Source organism: Bauldia sp. (assembly GCA_037200845.1).
Classification (GTDB): Bacteria; Pseudomonadota; Alphaproteobacteria; order Rhizobiales; family Kaistiaceae; genus DASZQY01.
The window spans coordinates 288,232-310,345 of sequence record JBBCGQ010000001.1 but is presented as its reverse complement, the minus strand read 5'-3'; the positions used below and the strand labels follow the sequence as shown (position 1 = coordinate 310,345).

The 22,114-nt window shown below is 67.8% G+C and carries 17 protein-coding genes and 3 pseudogenes; 8 read left to right on the top strand and 12 right to left on the bottom strand.

The genetic code is table 11. The features are described from left to right. Nucleotides 1-90 precede the first annotated feature (90 nt). Nucleotides 91-453 (bottom strand): hypothetical protein, encoded by a 363-nt coding sequence (locus tag WDM94_01525; GenBank protein MEJ0011306.1) that lies wholly within the window; start codon nucleotides 451-453, stop codon nucleotides 91-93. Here WDM94_01525 and WDM94_01520 point away from each other — a divergent pair. Next, nucleotides 428-1,165, top strand: a complete 738-nt coding sequence (locus WDM94_01520) for a hypothetical protein (protein ID MEJ0011305.1) — start codon at nucleotides 428-430, stop codon at nucleotides 1,163-1,165. The two genes, WDM94_01525 and WDM94_01520, sit on opposite strands and share 26 nt — an antisense overlap. A gap of 143 nt (nucleotides 1,166-1,308) precedes the next feature. Here WDM94_01520 and WDM94_01515 read toward each other — a convergent pair. The 5 genes and pseudogenes from WDM94_01515 to WDM94_01495 form a co-directional block, all read right to left on the bottom strand. Then, nucleotides 1,309-1,873 (bottom strand): annotated as a pseudogene (locus WDM94_01515) (LemA family protein). Nucleotides 1,874-1,889: 16 nt separating this feature from the next. Then, nucleotides 1,890-2,480 carry a hypothetical protein gene (locus WDM94_01510; protein ID MEJ0011304.1) on the bottom strand — a complete coding sequence of 197 codons (591 nt, stop codon included), beginning with the start codon at nucleotides 2,478-2,480 and terminating at the stop codon, nucleotides 1,890-1,892. A 421-nt stretch (nucleotides 2,481-2,901) separates the two neighbouring features. Then, nucleotides 2,902-5,642, bottom strand: a pseudogene (locus WDM94_01505) (error-prone DNA polymerase). Between the two features lie 89 nt (nucleotides 5,643-5,731). Next, complete coding sequence (locus WDM94_01500; GenBank protein MEJ0011303.1) at nucleotides 5,732-6,712, bottom strand: hypothetical protein; 981 nt, start codon at nucleotides 6,710-6,712, stop codon at nucleotides 5,732-5,734. Nucleotides 6,713-6,921: 209 nt separating this feature from the next. After that, nucleotides 6,922-7,137 (bottom strand): annotated as a pseudogene (locus WDM94_01495) (DNA polymerase Y family protein). Nucleotides 7,138-7,502: 365 nt separating this feature from the next. On the opposite strand from WDM94_01495, the gene WDM94_01490 reads away from it, so the two are divergent. The 6 genes from WDM94_01490 (at nucleotide 7,503) to WDM94_01465 (ending at nucleotide 13,000) form a co-directional block, all read left to right on the top strand. Beyond that, the gene (locus WDM94_01490) at nucleotides 7,503-7,931 is read left to right on the top strand and encodes a hypothetical protein (protein MEJ0011302.1); all 429 of its coding nucleotides are present in this window, start codon (nucleotides 7,503-7,505) and stop codon (nucleotides 7,929-7,931) included. Nucleotides 7,932-8,346: 415 nt separating this feature from the next. Further along, a complete protein-coding gene (locus tag WDM94_01485; GenBank protein MEJ0011301.1) occupies nucleotides 8,347-8,781 on the top strand; it encodes a cupin domain-containing protein in 435 nt (144 codons plus the stop codon). A 152-nt stretch (nucleotides 8,782-8,933) separates the two neighbouring features. Next, nucleotides 8,934-9,539: a LemA family protein gene (locus WDM94_01480; protein ID MEJ0011300.1), complete on the top strand. Its 606-nt coding sequence runs from the start codon at nucleotides 8,934-8,936 to the stop codon at nucleotides 9,537-9,539. 2 nt (nucleotides 9,540-9,541) lie between these two features. Next, nucleotides 9,542-10,315 carry a TPM domain-containing protein gene (locus WDM94_01475; GenBank protein ID MEJ0011299.1) on the top strand — a complete coding sequence of 258 codons (774 nt, stop codon included), beginning with the start codon at nucleotides 9,542-9,544 and terminating at the stop codon, nucleotides 10,313-10,315. Further along, nucleotides 10,315-10,938: a TPM domain-containing protein gene (locus WDM94_01470; protein ID MEJ0011298.1), complete on the top strand. Its 624-nt coding sequence runs from the start codon at nucleotides 10,315-10,317 to the stop codon at nucleotides 10,936-10,938. Before WDM94_01475 ends, WDM94_01470 begins: the two co-directional genes overlap by 1 nt. Before the next feature lie 40 nt (nucleotides 10,939-10,978). After that, a complete protein-coding gene (locus WDM94_01465) occupies nucleotides 10,979-13,000 on the top strand; it encodes a tetratricopeptide repeat protein (protein MEJ0011297.1) in 2,022 nt (673 codons plus the stop codon). A gap of 38 nt (nucleotides 13,001-13,038) precedes the next feature. Here WDM94_01465 and purH read toward each other — a convergent pair whose 3' ends face one another. From purH to htpX, 4 genes are all read right to left on the bottom strand, one after another. Continuing rightward, nucleotides 13,039-14,646 (bottom strand): bifunctional phosphoribosylaminoimidazolecarboxamide formyltransferase/IMP cyclohydrolase, encoded by a 1,608-nt coding sequence (purH, locus tag WDM94_01460; protein MEJ0011296.1) that lies wholly within the window; start codon nucleotides 14,644-14,646, stop codon nucleotides 13,039-13,041. Between the two features lie 3 nt (nucleotides 14,647-14,649). Then, nucleotides 14,650-16,404, bottom strand: coding sequence for a heparinase II/III family protein (locus WDM94_01455; protein ID MEJ0011295.1), 1,755 nt, complete (start codon nucleotides 16,402-16,404; stop codon nucleotides 14,650-14,652). 158 nt (nucleotides 16,405-16,562) lie between these two features. After that, nucleotides 16,563-17,876, bottom strand: a complete 1,314-nt coding sequence (locus WDM94_01450) for a transcription antitermination factor NusB (GenBank protein ID MEJ0011294.1) — start codon at nucleotides 17,874-17,876, stop codon at nucleotides 16,563-16,565. Continuing rightward, the gene (htpX, locus tag WDM94_01445) at nucleotides 17,873-18,850 is read right to left on the bottom strand and encodes a zinc metalloprotease HtpX (protein MEJ0011293.1); all 978 of its coding nucleotides are present in this window, start codon (nucleotides 18,848-18,850) and stop codon (nucleotides 17,873-17,875) included. Before htpX ends, WDM94_01450 begins: the two co-directional genes overlap by 4 nt. Nucleotides 18,851-19,001: 151 nt before the next feature. Here htpX and WDM94_01440 point away from each other — a divergent pair, with 151 nt between their 5' ends. Next, on the top strand, nucleotides 19,002-19,448 hold the full coding sequence (locus tag WDM94_01440; GenBank protein ID MEJ0011292.1) for a thermonuclease family protein: 447 nt from the start codon (nucleotides 19,002-19,004) through the stop codon (nucleotides 19,446-19,448). Nucleotides 19,449-19,452: 4 nt separating this feature from the next. Here the strand turns inward: WDM94_01440 and WDM94_01435 are convergent, their stop codons facing one another. Together WDM94_01435 and acs are read right to left on the bottom strand one after the other, a co-directional pair. Next, nucleotides 19,453-20,121, bottom strand: coding sequence for a cyclic nucleotide-binding domain-containing protein (locus WDM94_01435; GenBank protein ID MEJ0011291.1), 669 nt, complete (start codon nucleotides 20,119-20,121; stop codon nucleotides 19,453-19,455). Nucleotides 20,122-20,130: 9 nt separating this feature from the next. Beyond that, nucleotides 20,131-22,077: an acetate--CoA ligase gene (gene acs / locus WDM94_01430; GenBank protein ID MEJ0011290.1), complete on the bottom strand. Its 1,947-nt coding sequence runs from the start codon at nucleotides 22,075-22,077 to the stop codon at nucleotides 20,131-20,133. Between the last annotated feature and the right edge of the window lie 37 nt (nucleotides 22,078-22,114).

The window sequence follows — 22,114 nt, the reverse complement described above, 5'->3', positions numbered from 1 at the left end:
GCTCTTCGCCTCGCCCGGCTTGCCGATCTGCACTATTGCCTCCCCCCGCCGCGCGCATTGATCCGCCGCGCGGCCTTGTTGGATGCAAATCTAGCGGCAAAAAGCCGGCGGGCAACCCGCGATTCCGGTCAGGCCTGGGCGGGCGGCTCGCCCCCAAGGGATGCGGCGCGTCGGCCGCCCGCCGCATCGGGGATGGCGGCGGGCGCCGTGGCCGCCGGTATCTCGGCGATCGGGCCGGGGGTCGCGGCCGCCGCCGAACTTGACCAGGGCGGCGACGCGATCGTCGATTGAAGGATGCGTGGCGAACAGGCGGGCGAAGCCCTTCTCGCGCGGATGATCGAGGAACATTTCCTGGATCTGCGACGGCGCGGCGAGCTCCGAGTGGCCGGCGATCTTGCGGAGCGCGCTGATCATCGCGTCGGGGTCCTTGGTCAACTCGACCGAGGCCGGCATCGGCAAGGAATTCGCGCTTGCGCGACATTGCCATGTTGAGCGCGATGGCGAGCAGACGGGCGATGATGAAGATCGCCACGGCGATGAGGATGAGAATGAGGGCGCCGCCGCCGCCTTTGCTGTTGCTGCTCGACCGGCCTCGATGAGCGGCTGGCCGCTGCCGCCGGAACCGCCGCCGCCCGCCGCTGTAGCCGGGCGAACGCCCGGCGCCGCCGTAAAACAGCAGGCGCGGCCGAGCGAGACGAGAAGATCGCCGACCAGCGAGATGATGCCGACGAAGACGGCGGCGATGACCAGCAACTGGACGTCGGCGGTTCTCGATGTGGGTCAGCTCGTGGGCGAGGACGGCCTCGAGCTCCTTGTCGTCGAGCGCGTCCATCAGGCCGCGCGCGTGACCGTGACGGTGTACTGGCTCTTGCGCACGCCGGTGGCGAAGGCGTTGCGCGCCGGGCTCTCGACGATGCGGAGCTGCGGCATGGTGATGCCGCGGCTGATGCACAGCGTCTCGAGGATGTTCCACAGGCGCGGCTCGGCCTTGCGGTCGATCGGCCTGGCGCCGGTCGCCAGCGCGACGATGCCGGTGTTGGCGAACCAGGCGATGAGGAACCAGACGAGCGCGCCGATGACCGCGACCAGGGATCAGGCTCGGCGTCAGCGCCAGCGCATTCATGATGCCGTCGCCGACATCGGGATTGTCGAAGGCGGAGTATGATCAGCGCGAAGGCGAAGCAGATGAGGAACAGCAGGAACGGAAAACCGGCGAGAAGCACGAGCGACTTCAGCCGGTTGTTCCAGATGTAGGTCCTGAGGCCGTAGCTGCCGAGCACGCGCGGCCCTCCACTTGCCGCCCGCGGACTAGAACTTAACCTGCGGCGCAGTGTTGACGGCGGCGCGCTCGCCCTCGTCAAGCTCGAAGAAGGTGCGCTCGGTGAAGCCCATCGGGGCCGGCGATCAGCACCGCCGCGGAACTGCTGCGATGGCGGCGTTGTATTCCTGGACGGCGTTGTTGAAGAAGCGGCGCGAGGCGGCGATCTTGTTCTCGAGATCGGAGAAGGTCGCTCTGCAACTGCTGGAAATTCTGGCTGGCCTTGAGGTCGGGATAGGCCTCCGACAGCGCGAACAACTGGCGGAGCGCGCCGGATAGCATGTTCTCGGCGGCGACCTGGGCCTCGGATTTGACGCGGCGACCGCGGCGTTGCGCGCCTGGGTGACGGCTTCGAGCGTGCCGCGCTCGTGGGCGGCGTAGCCCTTCACGGTCTCGACGAGATTGGGCACCAGATCGTGGCGCTGCTTGAGCTGGACCGAGATGTCGGACCACGACTGGCCGACGACCTGCCGGAGGCTGACGAGGGCGGTTGTAGACGACGATGAGGAAGAGCGCGATCACCACGATCACGCCGATCAGAATCCACCAGCCCATGACGCTCTCCTTGGTTTCAGGTCGGCGGCAGATTAGCAGCGATGGTTGCGTGGGCCAATTTACGGGTGCGGCCTGTGACTGGGGACACAACGGCGGGGCGGTGGGCGGGCGGTTCCCCACCCCGCCACGCTTGGCGTGGTCCCCCTCCCCGAAATGGGGAGGAATGGGAGTGTGGTCTTCGGCCGGCGCGCCCGCAATTCGGGCTGGTGTCTACTGGGTCCCCGCCTTCGCGGGGACGACATCGGCGATTAGTGGAAATTGCGGCCTTTCGGCATGACGTCGTGGGCGGCTTTGGCTTCCTCCTCGAAGAAGCGGACGTTGCGCGGGTGGCGGCGGTTGCTGCGCGAGCGGCTGTCGTCGCGGTCGGGTGGGCGACCTCATCGGAGCGCGACAAAGTCTGGAGGTCGTCCGCGTCGGCGGAGAGGGCGGAGAGCATCGGCGTCAGGTCGTCGATCCGCTCGGCGATGACGTGGATGACGCCCTTCTCGCTCTGCACCTTGCCGGTGATGGCGATGAGGCGGGCGCCGAGAACTACGGGCCGGAATTTTTCGTAGATCTTCGGCCAGACGATGGCGTTGGTGATGTCGGTCTCGTCCTCCAGCGTCATGAAGATGACGCCCGACGCAGTGCCCGGCCGCTGGCGCGTGATGACCAGGCCGGCGACCGTCGCGCGCTTGCCGTTCATCGCGCTGCCGTCGCCATCGGGCGCGGCACCGCGCAGGCGCGCCGCCGGCATTATGCCGCGCGCCGCAAGGTCGTCGCGGAGCAGCGTCAGCGGATGCGTCTTCAGCGACAAACTGAGGTAGCGGTAGTCGTTGACGACGTGCTCGCCGATCAGCATCGGCGGCAGGGCGAAATCCGGCTCGCGGCGGATGTCGGCGTGCTCGGGGATGTCGAACAGCGGGAGCCTGTCCTTCGCCTTCAGCGCGCCCTCGCCGCGCGCCGCCCACAACGCATCGCGCCGGTCGAGGGCCGACGGAACGGAAGGCATCGCCATCGGCGAGGCGCTCGATCGCGGTGCGCGACAGGCCGGTGCGCAGCCACAGGTCGCGGACCGAGTCGTAACCTTTGCCGCGCTTTGCCATCAGGGTCTCGGCGTCTTTTTCGGCGATGCCCTTGATGCGATGGAGGCCGAGGCGGACGGCGTATTTTGTTTTGATGTCGGGGAGCATGGAGGTGTGGAGGGGATGGACACCAGCCACCGGGTTTCGCGCGGTCCCTCCTCCCCGTATCGGGGAGGGATGGAGTTCCTCCTGCACGGTCGGTACGTACTGGGTCCCCGCCTTCGCGGGGATGACAGCGGGGGGAAGTTCCTCCAGCGTCGAATACCAGTCCGAGCTGTTAACATCGGGCGGCAGCACGACCACGCCATGCCGCTCCGCATCGCGGACGATCTGCGCCGGCGCGTAGAAGCCCATCGGTTGCGAGTTGAGCAGCGCCGCGGCGAAGACGTCGGGGTAGTGGACCTTGATCCAGGCCGAGGCGTAGACCAGCAACGCGAAGCTCGCCGCGTGGCTTTCGGGGAAGCCGTAGTCGCCGAAGCCTTCGATCTGCTTGAAGCAGCGCTCGGCGAAGTCTTTCGTATAGCCGCGGCGTGTCATGCCTTCGACCATGCGCTGCTGATACGTGCCGATGGTGCCGTTGCGGCGGAAAGTGGCCATGGCGCGGCGGAGACCGTCGGCCTCGGCGGCCGTGAATTTCGCCGCGTCCATGGCGATCTGCATCGCCTGTTCCTGGAATAGGGGCACGCCGAGGGTGCGTTCCAGAATTTTGCGCAGCTCGTCTTCGTCGCCATGTTCGGGCGATGGCGAAGGATAGCTGACCGGTTCGATGCCCTCGCGGCGGCGGAGATAGGGGTGGACCATGTCGCCCTGGATCGGGCCGGGGCGAACGATCGCGACCTCGATGACGAGGTCATAGAATTTTTCGGGCTTGAGGCGCGGCAGCATCGACATCTGCGCGCGGCTCTCGACCTGGAAGACGCCGATCGTGTCGGCGCGGCTGAGCATGCGGTAGACGGCTTCATCTCCTTGCGGGATTGTCGCCAACGTCAATGTCTCGCCGTATCCCTGCTCGAGAAATTCGAAGGCGCGGCCGATGCAGGTGAGCATGCCGAGGGCGAGGACATCGACCTTCAGCATGTGGAGCGCGTCCAGATCGTCCTTGTCCCATTCGACGAAGGTGCGATCCTCCATCGCGGCGTTCATGACGGGGACCATCTCGTCGAGGCGGTCCTTGGTCATGACGAAGCCGCCGACGTGCTGCGACAGGTGGCGCGGGAAGCCGATGAGCTGGCGGCAGAGATCGAGCACCATGGCCATCGCCGGCTCCTTCGGATCGAGGCCGGCGCGGCGGACATCGACATCGCGGACGCCGTCTTCCGAACCATCCCCATGTCGTCGAGGCCAGCGCGCCGATCGCATCCTCGGACAGGCCGAAGACCTTGCCGACATCGCGGACGGCGGAGCGGTGCGGTAGGAGATGACGGTCGCGGCGATGCCGGCGCGCCGGCGACCGTATTTTTCGAACACGTACTGCATCACCGTTTCACGGTGTTCGTGCTCGAAATCGACGTCGATATCGGCGGCTCGTTGCGGTTCGGCGAGATGAAACGCTCGAAGAGCAGATTGGCGTGGCTGGGATCGACCTCGGTGATGCGAGGCAGTAGCAGACGACGGAATTAGCCGCCGAACCGCGGCCCTGGCAGAGAATGTCCTGGCTGCGGGCATAGCGGACGATGTCGTGGACGGTCAGAAAGTAGGGGGCGTAGCCGCGGCCCTCGATGATCTTCAGTTCCTTGGCCAGGGTTTTGTGCACCCGGTCGGGCACACCTTCGGGATAGCGGAAGCGGGCGCCTTCCTCGGCAAGGTGAGCCAGCGCCTCCTGGGGCGAGGCAAAGGCGCCGGTCGGCTCGTCGGGGTATTGATACTGCAGCTCGTCGAGGGAAAAATTGATGCGCTTCATCACACGCATCGTTTCGGCGAGCGCCTCGGGATACTTGCGAAACAGGCGCGCCATTTCCTCCGGCGATTTGAGATGGCGCTCGGCGTTCGCCGCGAGGCGGAAGCCGGCTTCGCGCAGCGTCGTCTTCTCGCGGACGCAGGTGACGACGTCCTGCAGCGGGCGGCGTTCGGGCACGTGGTAGTGCACGTCGTTGGTCGCCATCAGCGGGATGTCGCCGGCTTCGGCGATGCGGGCGAGGCGCGTCAGGCGGCGGGCGTCGCTGCCGGTATAGGAGCAACTTGCCATCAGGCGGACGTTGCCGGGGAAGGCGGCGTCGAGCGCGGCCAGCGTGGCGGGCAGGTCGACGGCGGCGGTGCGTTCCTTTTCCGGCGTGGTCGAGCCGTCCGTCACGCCGAGGACTATGCCCGCGCCCCCATTCCAGCAGGTCGGCAAGGTCGAGATGGCACTGGCCCTTTTCGGCGCGCAGGTTGCCCTCGGTCAGCAGGCGGCAGAGGCGACCGTAGGCGGCGCGGTCGGTCGGCCAGGCGAGGACATCGGGGGTGCCGTCGCGGAAGGCGAGGCGGCAGCCGACGATGGATTTCACCTTCGGCGCCTTCTCCCTCTCTTTCTTTTCCTTCCTTGCTTCCTCGGCTCTCTTCTTCACCGCCTCTTCGGCCAGTATCCGAGCCGCGATGTAGCCGCGCACAACGCCGGCCAAGGTGTTTCGATCGGTAACGGCGACGGCGGCCAGTCCTATCGATGCCGCGTGGCGAACGAGTTCCTCGGGATGAGAGGCGCCACGGAGGAAAGAGAAGTTGGTCGTCATGGCGAGTTCGGCGTACGGAATTCGCCGTCGTCGCTTCGCCGGCTGGCGCTTTTGGCGCGTCTTGCGTGCAGCGATCGGGACGACGTTATTCACGCGATGCTCCTAGTCTCGTTTTCGCGGGATGAGCCGAAGGAGCGGGTCACGCGAAGACCCCGTGCAGATACCAGCGCGGCGTCGCGACCCTCGCGAGCGTAGAGGCCGTCGCGGTAGAGCCAGAAGCGGTGGCCATCGGTATCTTCGATGCGGAAGTAATCGCGGGTGTGGCCGTTCGCATGCCACCACTCGTCGGCAATGCGCTCCGGGCCTTCGGCGCGGGCGATACGATAGAGGACGCGGCGCCAACGGAAGGCGACCGGAGGACTGTCGGGGACCTCGGCCGTCACTTCCACGGGCTCAGGATGGGCGAAGAGGCGGAGGGGGCGGGGAATGGAAACTCCGGCTTCACGATGCTTTAGCGCTGTGCCGATCTGATCGCGCGATAGAAGTATCTCCGCACGTTCGGGGACGTGGCTTTCACGCAGTGCAATGCTTCTGACGCTGTCCGAGCCGAGGCGCGCACCGATGCGGTCGAGAAGGCCGTCAACGTCGGCCTCGGCAGCGGCTTCGCCGCTAAGGTCGATCTGTGCGGCATCGGTGGGAGCAGAAGCGGTGACCGACAGGCGCGCCATGTCGAAGCCGAAGCCTGCGTCGATCTCGTCGCCGAGTGCTGCGAATTTTTCACGGAAGAGGGCGAGGATCAGTTTCGGTGCGCGGATCGGACGGCTGGCGCCAACGGTGATTTCGGTCACCACGCCGTCAACGCGGAACAACGTGTAAGTGAGACGGCGGGCACCTTCGCGCTGGCGCTCGAGGCTTTCTGCGACCGTGCCGGCAAGCGAGGTCAGCGTGCCGGCGATGTCTTCCTCGCGCGCGATCGGCTCGGCGAAACGGCGCTCGGCGATGAAAACAGGCGCCGGGCGACGCGGGTCGATCGCTTCTTCGTCAAGTCCAGCGCCTGATCGAGGCGGCGGATGAGGGCGCGGCCGAAGCGGGCGGCAGCGGACCGCGCGGCGCGCCGGCGATCTGACCAATGCGCTTCAGACCGACGCGATCCATCGCCGAGACGATCTCGGGATCGACGCGAAGGGCGGCGAGCGGCAGGGGTGCGAGCATCGCTGCGGTTTCGCCGTGCGCACAACGGCAACATCGGTGAAGCGGGCGGCGGCGGACGCGCGCCGGGCGTGTCGGCGACGGCGACCTGGGCAAGGAAGCCTTGTGCAAGAAGGCGAGCGGTGAGGTCGGCGACGAGGGATGCCTCGCCGCCGAAGAGATGGGTGGCGCCGGTAATGTCGAGCATCAGGCCGGCGTCGCCATCGAGCGCGACGAGCGGTGTGTAGCGCTCGGCCCAGGCGGCGATCGTTTCCAGTACTGCCGCGTCAGCGGCGGTGTCTTCGTCGGCAACCATCAGCGCCGGTATCATGGCGCGAGCATCGGCGAGCGCGGTGCCGCGAGTCAGGCCGAGACGGGCGGCGGTCTGGTCGATCGCGACGAGGCGGAGGGCGATTTGATTTTAGCGACGACGGCGAGGGGGTCATCCGCGCGAGCGGAGGCGGCGGCGCTTTTCCTCGCGGGGGAGGGGGGCGTCGTTTGGCTTTGGACGGAACGCCACGATTTGCCTTTGTTCTGGCGGTGGAGGCGGTCGGTCGAGAGGTAGGGCAGGGAGAGAGCGAGGATGCGCCGGGGCGGCGATGGTGAAAATACGTCGGTCATGATTCCACTCCACGTCCAAAGTTCCTGTGCGCCCTGGCGGTTCCGTTCCAGCGTCAGACGCCAGGCAGGGTTGCCAATACCCTCGGGAAATTCGTCGTCGATGCCGGCCGGGTGCGGCGTTATCAGCCAGCGGGTATTGGCGGCGCCGGGCTCGGCGCGGTTCGTCTGGCGAAGGAGCAGGCCCATGACGCCATGCTCGGCGGCGCGGAGCGCCAGGCGGCGGCTCGCGGTCAGATCGAGTACACGCGGGTTGCCGCGTATCTCGGTGACGACCGCGGCAAGGCCGCGACAGCGCAGCCCTTCCTCGAAAACCCACAGCGCATCCGCCGGCCTGGTCACGCGCACTACGATCAGGCGCGATGGCCCGAGGCCAAAGACGGCGAGGCCGTTGCCGTAGGGGAAGCCGGCTTCATCGGTTGCCTGGCGCTCGAGAATCCAGAGGATCGGGCGCGGGTCGTTCTCGCCGAGCCTTGCGAGGATGGCGGCGGCAAAGCCGTCATCGCGGCGGCGTCGCGACTCTCGGCGACGCGCAGCTCGTGAAGCGCAGCGCAGCGGAGACCGCCGGCGAGCAGCGCGTCTAGTTTCGGGATGGCGAAGGGAAGGGTCGCGCCGGCGCGGCGGGGGGCGAGCGGCGGGGCGCGGGCGTGCGCGACATGAGAGGAGGCTGTCCTCTCACCCTCTTTCCCCATAAGTGGCTTGGTCTCGCCTAACGCTGCGATGTGGCGGCGCAGTTGGGCAAAGGTTTCCCCCGGCCACGAAAGCGCTGGTGCGCATGGCTTTTCCGATCCGCGATGGGAATGTGTTCCTGTTTTGTTCTATTGATTCCGGAGATCGAACGGCGAGTCAAGCGAATGAATCCCGCACCTCGCGATCTGCCGGAAAAGATTAAGGAATCCATAGGGTTGCTGGCGTAGGGCTGGGCGCAGCCCTCATCGTTCAACCGAAAGCAACGCCCATGCCGGTCACTCGCGCAACGCTCGCCGCCGGTCTCCTCATGCTCTCCTTCGCGAGGGTTTCCGCCGAGGACGCCGTGTCGCTCAAGCCTACGGTGACGCCGGTTCTTGATTCGAGCCAGACGATCATCGGGCAGCCGCTCGCCTACCCGGCCGGGATCGCCGAGATCACCGCATCGCTCATCATCGTGCCGCCGGGCGGCGAAACCGGCTGGCATCTCCATGCCGTGCCGCTGTTCGGCTACATCCTCGAGGGCGTGCTCACCGTCGACTACGGCGGCGACAAGGGCACGCACACCTACACCACCGGAGAGGGCATGCTCGAGGCGATCAACTGGCCGCACAACGGTATGAACAAGGGAACGGTGCCGGTGCGCATTCTTGCCGTCTACGCCGGCGCCAAAGGTGTTCCCGATGCGGAGACGGTCACGCACTGAGACCAGCCAGCGTTGCGCGCCGGACAACGCCAGACATAGTCGTGGATGGCCGGGACCAGCCCGGCCATGACGGGCATAGGTGCGACGGCATTCGCTTGTATCGCAGTGGGGAATCACTACGTTCCGCCCGTCGTTTGCTGGAGGGTGCCGTCATGACTGCTGCTGCTGTCGCTCGTCGTCCGTTGGCCGTGCTGGTCGTCGTGGCGCTGGCCTCGTTCCTGTCGGCGTGCGGGATCAATACGATCCCGACTTACGAGGAGCAGGCGAAGGCTTCGTGGAGCGAGGTGCTCAACCAGTATCAGCGGCGCGCCGATCTCATTCCCAATCTCGTCGAGACAGTGAAGGGCTACGCCAAGCAGGAGGAGACGGTGCTGACCGAGGTCACCAATGCGCGCGCCAAGGCGACGCAGGTGCAGGTGCCGGCCGACATTCTCACCAACCCCGACGCCTTCCAGAAATTCCAGGCGGCGCAGGGCGAGGTCGGCGCGGCGCTGTCGCGGCTGCTCTCGATCACCGAGGCGTATCCGGACCTCAAGTCGAACCAGAACTTCCTGGCGCTGCAGTCGCAGCTCGAAGGGACGGAGAACCGCATCGCGGTGGCGCGGCGCGACTACATCGAGGCGGTGCGCGTTTATAACACCGAGCTGTCGACGTTCCCCGGCCGCCTGTGGGCCTCGACGCTCTATGCCGGCAAGAAGCCGATGGAGACGTTCACCATCGCGGCCGAGAACATGACGCCGCCGGCGGTGAAGTTCTGATCATGCGGGCGCTCGCGCGAGGGATGCTCGTCTTCCTCGCGCTCATCTTCGTAACGGTGGCGGAGGCGGCGCCGACTTTTCCGGCGCTCACCGGACGCGTCGTCGATCAGGCCGGGATCATCCCGGCGGCGATCGCGGAGCGGCTCGATGCCAAGCTCCGTCAGCTCGAGGAAAAGACCACCGACCAGTTGGTCGTGGCGACGGTGAAGTCGCTGGAGGGATACGACATCCAGGACTACGGCGTGCAGCTCGGCCGCGCCTGGGGCATCGGGCAGAAGGGCAAGAACAACGGCGTCGTGCTTTTGGTGGCGCCGGCCGAGCACAAGGTCGGCTTCGAGGTCGGCTATGGGCTGGAAGGGACGCTCACCGACGCGCTGACGCAGGTGATCATCCAGAACGCGATCCTGCCGCGCTTCCGCGCCAACGACTTTGCCGGCGGCATCGAGCGCGGCGTCGACGATACGATCCAGGTGCTGTCGGGCGACGCGCAGGAGATCCAGAAGCTGGCGGAGAAGCGGCCGGCGGACGGCGGCTTCTGGAGCTCGGTCTCGCCGCTTCTGGTCATCATCGTGATTTTCGTAGTGCTGAACTCGTTCCGGCGGCGTGGCGGGGGCGGCCTGCTCGGCTGGCTGATCGCGTCCTCGATCCTCAACTCGCGCTCCTCGCGCGGCGGCTGGGGCGGTGGCGGATCATGGGGCGGCGGAGGCAGCGGTGGCGGCGGCTTCTCGGGCGGCGGCGGGTCGTTCGGCGGCGGCGGATCGTCGGGGAGCTGGTGATGGCGCACGCTCCGCTCAGCGACGACGAACGGCGGCGCGTCCGCGAGGCGGCGACGGCGGCCGAGAAAAAGACCGCCGGCGAAATCTTCGCGGTGGTCGCGGAAGAAAGCGACGACTATCGCTTCGTGCCGATCCTGTGGGCGACGCTCGCCGCGCTGATCGCGCCGTTGCCGCTGATCTTCCTGACGCTGTGGCCGGCGTCGCTGATCTTTGCCGTCCAGCTCGGCGTGTTCGTGGTAGTCGCGGTCGTGCTGTCGCTGCCCGCCGTCAAGATGGCGGTGGTGCCGGCGTCGGTGAAGCGCGATGCGGTCAGGTCGCTGGCCGAGCGGCAATTCCTGGCGCACGGCCTGACGCTCACCGAGGCGCGGACCGGCGTGCTGATCTTCGTGTCGCTGGCCGAGCGGCGGGCCGAGATCATCGCCGACACCGGCATCGCGGCGAAGGTGGATGCCGGCGTGTGGCAGGCGGCGATGGACGAACTGATCGCGGGCGTGCGGGCCGGGCGGCTCGCCGATGGGCTGATTGCCGCGGTCGATGCAACCGGTGCGGTACTCGCCCGGCATTTTCCGCCGCGCGTGGGCGATCGCGACGAGCTCGACAATGACGTCGTGATCCTGCCCTAGCTTTTGCCGTCCACGCATTCCATAGGCTAACGTCCGCGCCATGAAACAGCAGACGCCGATCTTCAGCGGCTTCGCCCCCAAGCAGGACGACGCGGCGAGGCAAGCCCTCGCCGAAGCCATTGCCCTGGTCGGTGCCGGGCGTCTCGACGACGCGATGAAGCTTCTGGCGGCGCGGGGCGTGCTCAAGACGGCGAGCGGCAACAGCCTCGCCGGCGACATCCACCTGAAGCAGGGCAATCCGCGCGAGGCGCTGAAGGCATTCGACGCCGCCGTGCGGCTGTCGCCGTCGGCGCCGGAACCTTACGCCAACCGGGGCGTGGCGCTGCTCGAGCTTGGCCGGCTCGAGGAGGCATTGGCGGCGGAAGATCGCTCGTTGCGCATCAGGCCCGAATACGCCGTCGCGCATTTCAACCGCGGCAATATCCTGCGCGCGCTGCGGCGCTTCGACGATGCCGTGACCGCCTACTCGCGGGCGCTGCGCGCCAATCCCTCCTTCGTCGGCGCCTATCTCAACCGCGGTCTGGCATTCGGTGCGCTGCGCCGCCCGCGCGAGGCGCTGGAGGAATTCACGCGCGCTCTGCGGCTGGATCCGAAGCTGGCCGGGGCCCATATCGGGCGGGCGATGTCGTGGCGCGACCTCGGCGACGTCGGCGAGGCGTTCGTCGCGATCGACGCAGCGCTGGCGGCCGACCCGACCAACCTGCAGGCCAAGCATTTCCGTTGCGATCTGCTGATCGAGCTCGATCGCGTCGAAGAGGCGATGGCGGAGATCGACGCGCTGCTCGCCGCAGATCCCGATGACGTCGCCGCGCTGGCGGCGCGGGCGCGGGCGCTGTTGAAGCTCAGGCGTCTCGCCGACGCACTGGAGGCGTCCGACGCGCTCCTCGCCCGCGACCCGAAAAATGCCGACGGCTACGTCACGCGCGGCGCCTTGCTCGGCGAACTCGGCGATCTGGAGGGCGGGCTGGCGGCGATCGAAACCGGGCGGCGGCTCGGTGCCAGCGACAAGTCGTCCCTCCTGGCACGGGCGATGGCGCTGGCGACGCACGGCAAGAGCGCCGAGGCGCTGGCCGAATTCGAGCGGGCGCTGGCGGCCGATCCCGATGGGGCGCTGACGCACTACAACCGCGCCTTCCTGCGCCTCGAGATGGGCGATTGGCCGGGTGGCTGGGAAGAACACGAATGGCGGCTGAAACGGCCCGATCATGCCCACCAGGGCTTCGCCAAACTTGCCGAGCTATGGAATGGGGAGCCGATCGCCGGCAAGCGCCTGCTGGTCTACGGCGAACAGGGATTTGGCGACACGCTCCAGTTCGTCCGCTACGTACCGCGCCTGGTGGAAACCGGCGCGTTGGTGACGCTGATGCCGCAGGCGGGCGCGGTGCGGCTGCTCGCGGCAAGCTTTCCGGAGATCGACGTCATCGCTCCGGTCGGGACGCGGCCGGCGTTCGACTATCAGGCATCGCTGATGAGCATGCCGGCGATCTTCCGCGACACGCTGGAGACGCTGCCGCGGCAGACGCCGTATCTCAAGGCCGAGCCCGAACGTGTGGAAAAATGGCGGGCGCGGATCGGCGAAGGCGGGCTGCGCGTCGGCATCGTGTGGCAAGGGTCGCTGCGCTACCGGAGCGACGCGACCCGCTCGATACCGCTGGCGAAATTCGCGCCGCTGGCGGCCGTGCCGGGCGTTCGGCTGTTCAGCGTGCAGGCACAGATCGGGCTGGAGCAGCTCGATCTACTGGGCGAGCAACTCGGGATCACGCGCTTTGGCGAGGAGCTGGAAAACAATCCCGACGGCTTCCACGAGATGGCGGCCATCATGGCCAACCTCGATCTCATGGTGATGTCGGATACCGCCCCGACCCACCTCGCCGGCGCGCTCGGGCGGCCGGTGTGGCTGGCGCTGTCCAAGCGCGCGGACTGGCGCTGGATGCGCGATCGGGAAGATTCGCCGTGGTATCCGACGATGCGGCTCTTCCGCCAGACGACGGCCGGCGACTGGGACGGTGTGTTCGCGCGCATCGCCGAGGCGTTGCAAGCCGAGGTCGAGCGGCGTCGCTGACGCTCGTTTCTTATCCTGCCCGGTCGCGCTTCTTGTTGCTAATGCCGGAAGTGGCGCATGCCGGTCGTCACCATCGCGATGCCGCGAGCATCCGCGGCGGCGATGACGGCGGGGTCGTTCTGCGAGCCGCCGGGCTGGATCACCGCGGTGATGCCGGCGTCGGCGGCGGCTTCCAGTCCATCGGGGAAGGGGAAGAAGGCGTCGGAAGCGCACACCGCGCCTTTGGCGAGCGAATCGGAAAGGCCGGCTTCCTTGGCGGAATCTGAAGCCTTGCGTGCGGCGAGGATCGCGGAGTCGAGGCGGCTCATCTGGCCGGCGCCGATGCCGCAGGTGGCGTTGTCCCTGGCGTAGACGATGGCGTTCGACTTGACGTATTTCGCGACCTTCCAGGCGAAGAGGAGGTCGGCGATTTCCTTCGCGGTCGGCGCGCGCCTGGTGACGACCTTGAGGTCGGCGGCGGTGATCATGCCGGCGTCGCGGTCCTGCACGAGCAGGCCGCCGGCGACGGAGCGGACGGTGACGCTCCGTGCGCGCGGATCGGGGAGCGCGTCGGCGAGCAGGATGCGCAGATTCTTCTTCGACGCGAGGATCGCCAGCGCGGTGTCGCTGGCGCCCGGCGCGATGATCACCTCGGTGAAGATTTTGGCGATCTCGGCGGCGACGCCTTCGTCGAGCGGACGGTTCAACGCGACGATGCCGCCGAAGGCGGAGAAGGTGTCGGTGCGGAAGGCGTTGCGATAGGCCTCGGCCAGTGTCGGCGCCACGGCGACGCCGCACGGGTTGGCGTGCTTGATGATCGCGACCGCGGCGCCGTCCGCCGGCGCGAATTCGGCGATCAGCTCGAAGGCGGCGTCGGTGTCGTTGATGTTGTTGTAGGACAACTCCTTGCCCTGCACCTGGCGCGCGGTGGCGACGCCCTGGCGCTGCTCACCGGTTTTGTAGAGGGCGGCCGACTGATGCGGGTTCTCGCCGTAGCGCAGCTTCTCCACCAGCTTGCCGCCCCAGGCGGCGAAGGCCGGGTAGGGTTCGCCGACGGCGTTGCCGAACCAGCCGGAGACAGCGGCATCGTAGGCGGCGGTGCGGGCATAAGCCTTGGCGGCGAGGCGGCGGCGGAGCGCCAGCGTCGTGCCTTCGGCGAGCGCCGACAAAATCTCCGCGTAGTCGGAGGGATCGACGACCACCGCGACGTAGCCGTGGTTCTTGGCGGCGGCGCGGATCATCGCCGGGCCGCCGATGTCTATGTTCTCGACGATGGTGCGCTCGTCGGCGCCGGAGGCGACGGTCGCCTCGAACGGATAGAGGTTGGAGACCAAAAGATCGATGCCGGCGATGGCGTGCTCCGCCATCGCCTTGGCGTGGCCGGGGTCGTCGCGGACGGCGAGCAGGCCGCCGTGGATCTTGGGGTGCAGCGTCTTGACCCGGCCGTCCAGAATCTCGGGGAAGCCGGTGACGTCGGCGACGTCCACCGCCGCGATGCCGGCGCCCTTCAGGGAGGCGAGCGTGCCGCCGGTGGAGACGATCTCGACCTTCGCGGCGGCCAGCGCCCTGGCGAGATCGACGATGCCGGTCTTGTCGAAGACCGAGATCAGCGCGCGGCGGAGGGCGACGCGATCGGGTAGGGCCGCGGCGGATGCTTTGATCGACATGGCTTAGCGGGCGTACTCGTTTTCCGGGGTGGCGGTGGTGCGGGCGCGGCGGCCGGCGAGCGCGGTGCGGTGCAGTGTCCACTGCACACGCGCGGTCTGCTGGACGCGGCCGTAGATCACGACCTGCTCGGTGGCGCGGTTGCCGCGGTTGTCGGAAAGCAGGATCGATTCCTCGATGGCGATCTCGGGACCATCGGTCTCGAACTCCCAGGTCTCGCCGTCGGGCAGTTCCATCAACACGGCGCGGCGCTCGTGCAGCACGATGGCGCGCACGTTGGGATGAAGGTGGAAGCGGATGGCGAAGGAATCCTTGCCGCTGCGCGTCGGCTGGCCGTTCGGCGTCAGGAACGTGTCCATGCCTTCAAGGCGGTCGCCGGCGTCGGAAAGCAGCAACTGGCGCTCGTGGACGAGGCGGTAGCGGTCGACGTAACCGTTGTGGCGGAGGTCGAGCTCGGTGGCGCCGTGGACGTTGCGGCGGGCGACGTCGATGCGCGTCGGGCCGGCGACGACGGCCTCGCCGAAGACTTCGCCGACGACGCCGCGCGTCAGGATGCGGCACGACGAGGTGTCGTTGAGGGTGACGGTGGAATGCGCGGCGGTGGTGCGGGCGAGGCGGCGGAGCGCGCTCGCCGACGGCTTGGGCACGCCGCAGTTCACGATCAGCCGTTGGCGGCCGACGCTCATCTCGAAACTCAGGCAGCCGGCGTGGGCGCCGACGCTGAAATCGGGCGGCGGCGGGCGGCCGGCATCGACGACGACGACGGTGCCGGTCGCCTCGATGCGCTGGTAGCCGGAGTGCGGCGCGTTCTGCGGGATGGCGGCGCGGGCGTCGTCGTAGGCAAGGATGGTGGCAAGCTGGTCGGTGGCGGTGTCGCCCATGCCGTTGAAATGGGTAAACGAGCCGTCGCCCTGCCGGAAGAAGCGCAGCATCGGCATCATGCGGTCGATGGCGGAAATCAGAATGCGCGAGGGCTGGCCGCCCTTGGCGACGAAGGCCTGGCGGAGCGGCAGGAGATCGACCAGCAGCTCGAGGATGGCGCCGGGGTTGCGGCTGACGTGGCCGCCGTCGGGCAGGATCTGCGCGACCAGCTCGAGGTCGAGGCGGCGGGCGGCCTGCTTCAGGAAACGCTGCTGCTCGGGCATCGACAACGCGAGCGCGGCAAGCGCGATCATGACGCGCAGGCGCGGCAGGCCGGGGGCGGAGTCGTGCGCGACGCGGCGGAGGTAGCGGAGCTGCTTGCCGAGCGAACGCATGAAGCGGCGATAGAAATTGAAGTCGCAACCGTCGAGCACCAGCGGCGTCTGGCTCAGCCACGCCATCAGGCGGCGGGCGACGATCTCAGGATTCCACGCGACCTTGTCGTGGTGGCCTGAGAAGCGGATCCATTCGTCGACTAGGCTGCGCGCATTCGAGCGCGACAGCGCCATGTCGGAGGCGCGCAAGTGGCGCAGCCAGCCGAAGGCGTGGAGCTGGCGCGCCCATTCCTCGTTCGGCGCCTCGGCGTCGAAGACGGAGAAGCCTTCGATGTCGACGCCGTCGCCGTTGAACACCCAGCGACCGGCATAGATGTCGAGGGCGACGGTCGGGTCGGCGGTCCTGAGGTCGATCGGCGCGATGGTCAGGCGCTCGGGCTGCTGCCCGGCGAAGCGCCAGCGGTAGAAGATGCTCGAATGGAGACGGAAGGCGAGGGCGCGTCGCCCCGCGCTGAAGGCAAAGCGCAGCTGCCGACCCGGACCGGACGCTGATCCGATCGCCATCCTTACCCTACTCCCTCGACCCACGCGGCTGGCCGCATCTGGCCTCAGATGCGGTGCCGGACTATCGCCCTATTGGCGGCGCCGGGCAAATGCCCGGGGCGGGTTATGCCCGCTCCGCTTGGGTTATGAAAGCGGGGATGAGCGGAGGGGAGGCGGGCCTACGGCTTCCTCAGGCGCATGATGAAGAAGCCGTCGAGGCCGGCCAGGCGTGGGGTTTCGCTGGGGAGATGCGACGGCAGGGTGCGGATCGCGCCGTCGCGCGTGACGATCTCGGCGAGGCCGCCGATTTCGGCAGGGGAGACGGGATCGAGGGTGAGCGGCAGGTCGGTGAGGTGGGCCTCGCCTTCCTCGGGCTCGAGCGAGCAGGTGCAGTAGATCAGCGTGCCGCCGGGCTTCAGGAATTTTGCGGCGTGGACCAGCATTTTGGTCTGGATGCGTGACAGTGTCGCGACGTCCTCGGCGCGCTTCAGCCAGACGACGTCGGGGTGGCGGCGGATGGTGCCGGTCGCGGTGCACGGCGCGTCCAACAAAATTGCGTCGTATGGCTCGGTCGGCGTCCACTTGAGGACGTCTGCGGCGATCGTCTCGGCTGTGAGATTGAGGCGCTTGAGGTTGGTGGTGAGGCGCTCCAGCCGTGGCGCGGAGATATCGACGGCGGTGACATGAGCGCCGGCGGCGGCCAGTGCGGCGGTCTTGCCGCCGGGGGCGGCGCAGAGGTCGGCGATGCGTTTTCCCGCGACATTGCCGAGCAGCTTTGCGGGGAGTGCGGCGGCGGCGTCCTGCACCCACCATTGCCCTTCCGCGTAGCCGGGGAGCGAGGGGATATCGCCGCCGGCGGTGGTGCGCACCGTGCCGGTGGGCAGCACGATGCCGCCCAGTTTCTCGGCCCAGCCGGCGGGATCGGATTTCACCGACAGATCGAGCGACGGTTCGACGTGGTGGGCGGCGGCGATGGCCCGCGCGGTCGGCTCGCCGTAGGCGGCGAGCCAGCGGCGCCAGAGCCATTCCGGCGTGTCGCCTTCCGGCGCGGCAAACTCGGCGACCAGCGTGTCGCGCTCGCGGGCGATGCGGCGGAGCACCGCGTTGGCGAGGCCCTTGAAGTGGGCGCCGTCGCGATCGGCGGCCAACTGGTCGACGGCGACCGAGACGACGGCGTGGTCGGCGACGCCCATGAACAGGATCTGCGCCGTCGCGGTTTCGAGGATGCGGTTCAACGTGCCGGCACCGCGCGGGCGTTTCTGGATCAGCGACGCCAGGATCGCGTCGATGGTGCCGTAGTGGCGGAGCGTCGTGCCGACGATGGCGCGGGCGAGGGCGCGATCGCGCGGCTCGAGGGCGGCGAAACTCCTGTCGTTCTCCAGCGTCGCGTCGAGCGGCTGGCGCTTATCGACGACGGTGGCGAGAAGTGCGGCCGCGACAGCGCGCGCGGCGAAACCGGGGGCGGTGCTCCGCTTGGTCGGCTGGCGGCTCAACCCCACGGACCGCGCGGGCGGATGGTCTTGCCGATCTGGGGGACGCTTATTTTGCTTCCCTGTCGCGCCTCCGGCGCTCCACGCCTCTCTTCTTGGCTTCCCGGTCGAGCCTGCGGCTCTCCTCGCCTCTTGTCGGCACCCTCCATCGCCATCAGCGCGGCGATGCGGTTCTCCGTCGCCGGATGCGTCGAGAACAGGCTGTCCATGCGGGCGCCGGACAGCGGATTGATGATGAAGAGATGCGCCATCGCCGGGTTCTGTTCGGCGGCGGCGTTGGGGATGCGCGGCGCGAGGTTGGCGATCTTGGCCAAGGCCGAGGCGAGCGTCGCCGGCTGGCCGGTGATCTCGGCCGAGGCGCGGTCGGCGGCGTATTCGCGCGTGCGGCTCACCGCCATCTGCACCAGCATCGCGGCAAGCGGCGCCAGGATCGCGGCGGCGAGCATGCCGAGGATGCCGCCGCCATTGTTGTTGCGGCTGCCGCCGCCGAAGAAGAAGGCGAAGTTGGCGAGCATCGAGATGGCGCCGGCGATGGTTGCGGTGATGGTCATGGTGAGCGTGTCGCGGTTCTTAACATGGCCGAGCTCGTGCGCCATCACCGCGGCGATCTCGTCGCGGTCGAGCGCGCGCAGCAGCCCGGTGGTGGCGCAGACGGCGGCGTGCTCGGGGTTGCGGCCGGTGGCGAAGGCGTTCGGCTGCGGGTTGTCGGCGACGTAGACCTTGGGCATCGGCAGATTGGCGTCGGCGGCGAGCTTCTGCACGATGGCGTAGAACTCGGGCGCGCTGCGCGCATCGACCTCGCGGGCGCGGGCCATCGAAAGGACCATGCGGTCGGCGTTCCAGTAGGACGCGAAGTTCAGGCCGGCCGCCACGACAAAGGCGATCAGGGCGCCGCCGGTGCCGCCGATGAGGAAGCCGACGGCGATGAAGATCGCGGTCAGCGCGGCGAGAAGCATGGCGGTGCGGAGCGTGCTCATGGTCCTTGTCCCTTAGGCGCGTGGTAACCGGCGCGCGATAGAGACGTGGGAATTCGGCGGGTTGGCGACAAGGACGCGGCGAGGGGGCGGGAAGGTGAATTCCGCGCAATCTTCGGGTGACTTGCCGGCCATATATGAATATATTCCTAAAATGATTCGCGGCCTTTCCTTCGTTTTCCTGATGCTGGCGGCGCTACCGGGGTCGGTGGCGGCCGAGACGTTCGGCGGGCCGGTGAGCGCGTCGGTCGTCGAGGTCATCGATGGTGACACGATTGCCGTGAAGGCGAAGGTGTGGCTGGGCGTCGAGGTTTCGTCGCGGGTGCGCATCCGCGGCATCGATACGCCGGAGCTGCACTCAAGCTGTGCGGCTGAGAAGACGATGGCGGAGCAGGCGCGGCAGCGGCTCGCCAAGATCGCCGGCGGCACGGTCAGCCTCGCCAACGTCGTGGACGACAAGTACGGCGGGCGCGTCGATGCCGACGTCGCCAATGCCGTCGGCGTCGATCTCAAGACGGCGATGCTGGCGACCGGATTGGCGCATCCCTACGACGGCAAAGGCGCGCGGGCGGACTGGTGCCCGGTGGCGAGCACGCAGTAGCGGCTCAGGCGCGGGCGACTTTCAGGGCCATGTCTCGGTTAAGGGCGCCGTCGAAGGCGATGCGCAGCGCCGGCACGCGGACAAGAAGGCGGCGCAGACTGACGCTGTCCCACGACACATAGCGCGCGCCGGGCCCGACGCGGACGGTCGCACTTGCGGGCCGTGACAAAAGAAACGCGACCTCGCCGATGAACGTCAGTGGGCCGATGCTGATTGGCCGACCTGCCTTCTCGATGGCGATGTCGCCCGCCAGCACAAAATAGATCCGGTCGACTGGCTGGTCTTCGGTTGTGAGGACTACCGGCTCGGTGGCGGTCTCCCATTTGCTGAGGCGCATCATGCGGCGAAACTCACCGGGCGTCAGCACGGCGAGATGTGAGAAGAGCGCGTATTCGTCGTCGTTGAGGGTAAAATGCGCGCGGTCGAAGATGATCCGGCTGATCATCACGGCGTTGGTGAGAATGTAAATGCTGCTCCAGAAGATGCCGCCCCACAGCGGGGTCGTCGGCGCGAAGAAGTAGTACAGGATGTAGACGGAGTCGCCGGCGACAAGGAACGCGCGGAGCGCGAGCTGATCGCGAAACAGCAGTGCGATGAGGCAGAGCGATGCCCCCGCATGCACGATGTTGTCCTTGACCAGAACGAATTCCAGCAGCCCCTGCAGCCCCTCCATCGGTAGATATCAGCCCTTCGACTTGTTCTGGCGGTTCTTGATCAGGTCGTCGACGACGGCCGGATCGGCGAGCGTCGAGGTATCGCCGAGCGCGCCGAAGTCGTCCTCGGCGATCTTGCGCAGAATGCGGCGCATTATCTTGCCGCTGCGCGTCTTCGGCAGGCCGGGCGCGAACTGGATGAGGTCGGGCGAGGCGATCGGGCCGATCTCCTTGCGCACCCACTGGACCAGCTCCTTGCGCAGCGTATCGGTCGGATCGACGCCCGTCTTCAGGGTGACGTAGGCGTAGATGCCCTCGCCCTTGATGTCGTGCGGGTAGCCGACGACAGCGGCCTCGGCGACGTGGTGGTTGGCGACGAGCGCCGACTCGATCTCGGCGGAGCCGAGGCGGTGGCCGGAGACCTTGATGACGTCATCGACGCGGCCGGTGATCCACCAGTAGCCGTCCTCGTCGCGCCGGGCGCCGTCGCCGGTGAAGTACATGCCGGGATAGTGCGAGAAGTAGGTGTCGAAGAAGCGACGGTGGTCGCCGTAGACGGTGCGCATCTGGCCGGGCCAGCTATCGGTGATGACGAGATTGCCGGCCGCGGCGCCCTCGACGATCTTGCCGTGGGCGTCGACCAGCGCCGGCTTGACGCCGAAGAAGGGACGCGTCGCCGAGCCGGGCTTCAGCGCCGTGGCGCCGGGCAGCGGCGTGATCAGGATGCCGCCGGTCTCGGTCTGCCACCAGGTGTCGACGATCGGGCAGCGGTCGTTGCCGACGACACGGTGGTACCACTCCCAGGCTTCCGGATTGATCGGCTCGCCGACCGAGCCCAAAAGGCGCAGCGAGGCGCGCGAGGTCTTGGTCACGAAGTCGTCGCCGGCGCCCATCAGGGCGCGGATCGCGGTCGGCGCGGTGTAAAAGATGCTGACCTTGTGCTTGTCGATGACCTGCCAGAAGCGGCTGGCGTCGGGGAAGTTGGGGACGCCCTCGAACATCAGGGTCGTCGCTCCGTTCGCCAGAGGTCCGTAGACGATGTAGCTGTGGCCGGTGACCCAGCCGACGTCGGCGGTGCACCAGTAGATGTCGCCGTCGTGGTAGTCGAAGACGTACTGGTGGGTCATCGAGGCGAAGACGAGATAGCCGCCGCCGGTGTGCAGCGCGCCCTTCGGCTTTCCGGTCGAGCCCGACGTGTAGAGGATGAAGAGCGGATCCTCGGCACTCATCTCCTCGGCGGGGCACTCGGCCGACACGTCCTTGACGAGGTCGTGGTACCAGAGGTCGCGCTCGCCCTTGATCGGGATGGTGCCGCCGGTATGGCGGACGACCAGCACCTTCACGTCGCCGCCGACCTTGGCTAGCGCCTCGTCGGTGTTGGCCTTCAGCGGAATCTTCTTGCCGCCGCGCAGGCCCTCGTCGGCGGTAATGACGATCTTCGAGCCGCAGTCGTTGATGCGGCCGGCGAGGCTGTCCGGCGAGAAGCCGCCGAAGACGACGGAGTGGACGGCACCGATGCGCGCCGTCGCCAGCATGGCGAAGGCGACCTCGGGGATCATCGGCATGTAGATGGTGACGCGGTCGCCTTTCTTTACGCCCAGCTTCTTCAGGACGTTGGCGAAGCGGCAGACCTCGGCGTGGAGCTCGCGGTAGGTGATGCGGCGGACGGGGGTGGCGGGATCGTCAGGCTCCCACAGGATGGCGACCTGGTCGCCGCGTTTGGCCAGATGGCGGTCGACGCAGTTGGCGGCGACGTTGAGGGTACCGTCCTCGAACCATTTGATCGACACCGGCGCGCGGTAGTCGGTGTTCTTGACCTTGGTGTAGGGCTTGATCCAGTCGATGCGCTTGCCGTGCTCGGCCCAGAAGCCGTTGGGCTCGTCGAGCGAACGGCGGTACATCGCCTTGTACTTCGCGTCGTCCACCCAGGCGCGCTTCGCCCATTCCGCGGGGACGGCATAGACCTTGTCGGACATCGCTTCCTCACCCTGTCGCCGTGTTAACCGGCGTAAG